This window comes from Hydrogenophaga sp. 70-12, from assembly GCF_001897365.1.
Classification (GTDB): domain Bacteria; phylum Pseudomonadota; class Gammaproteobacteria; order Burkholderiales; family Burkholderiaceae_C; genus Hydrogenophaga; species Hydrogenophaga borbori.
The window spans coordinates 1-2,526 of the sequence record NZ_MKSS01000163.1 but is presented as its reverse complement, the minus strand read 5'-3'; the positions used below and the strand labels follow the sequence as shown (position 1 = coordinate 2,526).

The 2,526-nt window shown below is 74.3% G+C and carries 3 protein-coding genes; 2 read left to right on the top strand and 1 reads right to left on the bottom strand.

Annotated features, from left to right (window positions below):
• Window positions 1-619: aminotransferase class III-fold pyridoxal phosphate-dependent enzyme (locus BGO22_RS09895; RefSeq protein ID WP_286850541.1), on the bottom strand; the 619-nt coding region annotated here is incomplete at its 3' end.
• 129 nt (window positions 620-748) lie between these two features.
• On the opposite strand from BGO22_RS09895, the gene BGO22_RS09890 reads away from it, so the two are divergent.
• Window positions 749-2,053 carry an AsmA family protein gene (locus BGO22_RS09890; RefSeq protein ID WP_286850539.1) on the top strand — a complete coding sequence of 435 codons (1,305 nt, stop codon included), beginning with the start codon at window positions 749-751 and terminating at the stop codon, window positions 2,051-2,053.
• A gap of 242 nt (window positions 2,054-2,295) precedes the next feature.
• Window positions 2,296-2,526, top strand: a 231-nt coding sequence (locus tag BGO22_RS09885) for an arginase family protein (protein ID WP_286850536.1), incomplete at its 3' end; no start/stop codon positions are given.

Below are 2,526 nucleotides of genomic sequence, written 5' to 3'. Positions count from 1 at the left end.
CGTTGAAGGGCACCACGCGGGTGAAGGCGTGGTGGTTGTGCACCTGGCCCAGCACCGAAGGGCGGCGCACGGTGGTGCCCGAGGCCGGGTCGAGATCGACCAGGGTGTCGTCCACCGCGCCGTGGTAGCAGCCATCGAACACCAGCACCTGGGGCCGGCCGGTGGCGGCGCGCGCCCAGCGCAGCATGAACCGGTTGGCGTCGCTGGCCGACAGCGCCAGCTGCCACACGGGCAGTCCGAACACGCGCTGCAAGGCCTCGCCCACGGCGAGTGCGTGCGTGGACGGCAGCATGCAGGTGAGGCCGCGCTCGGCCTGCTGCGCGATGGCCTGTGCCAGCGGTTCGGGGCTGTGGCCGAAGAGGGCGCCGCTGTCGCCGAGGCAGAAGTCGCTGTAGCGCAGGCCGTCGGCGCAGAACAGCGCGGCGCCTTGCGCGCGCTCGACCGCCAGCGTGGCGGGGCCGGGCCAGTCGCGCATCCAGTGCAACGGCACGCCGAACAGGTAGTGGGCGCGCGCCGCTTCGGCCTGGGCCATGGAGCGCGGGTGGGTGGCGATGAAGCGCTCGGATTCGGACCGGTGGAGCGCTGCGAGGCGCTCGGAAGGAATGGCGGAGGCGTTCATGCGGTCACTCTACGGCGCGGGGCGCGGTCCGCACAGGTCCAGTGACCGGCGGGCCCGGGGGACCGGCGCGACAGTGCCCGGCAAGGCTGGCGCCCCGGTGAAGCGCCACAGACTGGGCACAATTTCGGCATGCGCCGACCCCTTCGAATCGCCCTCTGGTGCCTTCTGCCCCTGCTGCTGCTCGCGGCCCTGTTGCTGGCCCTGCAGCGCTGGGTGGCGGGCGAGGCCTTTCGCGAGCGGCTGGCGGCCGAGGCGAGCGATGTGTTGGGCGCGCCGGTGCGCGCGCAGGCCATCGGCCTGGCGCTGTGGCCCGTGCCCGGCGTGGCGGTGAACGGGCTGAGCATCCAGGCGCGCACGCCTTTGTCGCTGCAGCGCGTGGAGCTGCGTCCCCGCTGGTGGGACCTGCTGGCTGGTCGGCTGCGCGTGCAGACGCTGGTGGTCCGGCAGGCGGTGCTGCCCGAGGCCACGGTCGCGCTGCTGGGCGCGCGGGCGCGGGCCGCACCGGCGTCCGCACCGGCCGATGGCGAGGCCATCGATTTTTCGCTGCTGCCGCGTGAGCTGGTGCTCGACGAGGTGAGCTGGCTCGCGGCCGACGGCGCGCGCACGACGGTGAACGCCGAACTGCGCTTCGCCGACGACGGCTGGCCCGCCCAGGCCGAGCTGGCCATCGTGGGCGGCGCGCTGCGCGGCACCACGGCCACGCTGCGCCGCGAGGGCGAGGCCACGGCCTGGGCGCTGGATGCGCGCGTGGGCGGGGGCCGCGTGCGGGGTCCTCTCACGGTCACCTTGCCCGGCGCCGGCGCGAAGGAGCGGCGCGTGGTGCTGGATGGCCGGCTGCGAACCGAAGGTGTGGAGGTGTCGGCCCTGACCGCGCCGCGCCAGACGCTCACGGGCCGCCTGCAGGCCGACACCACGCTGGGCGCGCGCTTTCCCGAGCGCGTGAGCGCCGAGGCGCTGGTGAACGCCTTGCGCAGCGACACGCGCTTCACCGTCAGCGGCGCCACGCTGCATGGGCTGGACCTGTTGAAGGCGGCGAGCACCGTGGGCCTGTCCAGCGGCGGGCTGACCGAACTCGATACCCTGGCCGGTCAGGTGAGCACGCGCGGCAAGGCCATTCAGCTGTCGAACCTGGTGGCGAACTCGGGCCTGCTCGCGGCCACGGGCGAGGTGGCGATCTCGCCGGGCCGGGCGCTGTCGGGCCGCGTGCGCGTGGACGTGACCCGCGGGGCCACAGCCGGCGTGGTGGGCGTGCCGCTGGCGGTGGGCGGCACGCTGGACGACCCTCAAGTGACGCTCACGCGCGCCGCGCTGCTGGGCGCGGCCATCGGCACGGCGGTGATGCCGGGCGTGGGCACGGGGGCGGGCGCCAACATCGGCGATCGGCTGGGCGAAGGGCTCAAGGGTTTGTTCGGCGGCCGCGAGAAGGGGCGCTGAACCCGGGGTTCGGGCGGCATCGGGCCCGTCCTGGGCGACTTCCACGCCCCGCGGTTCCTCGGGCTCGCCCAGCAAGCGCAGGGCCTGACGCGCGGACGCCGCCGCCCGTTTGGGATTTCGCCTGGCGGGAACGCCGCGGGTGGACGCCGGGTTCGCGGTCCAAGTGGTCCCCTGTGGCGCCGGGGCGTGGCGCTATCGTCGCCCACCGCGTTGCGCTCCCTTCACCGACACCGTTTCCCACCATGGCCCTTGGTCAGTTCGCCTACGCCAACAACAGCAACCGTTTCCTGGCCTGCGCGCCGCTGGCCGAGCAGCCGTACGCGGTCTGCGGCATTCCCTTCGACGGCGTGGTGACCAACCGCCCCGGCGCGCGCTTCGGGCCGCAGGCCATCCGCGCCGCCAGCCTCATGCTGTGCGACGGCATCCACCCGGTGTTCGACGTCTCGCCGCTGGAGCACCTGGGCGACGCGCTG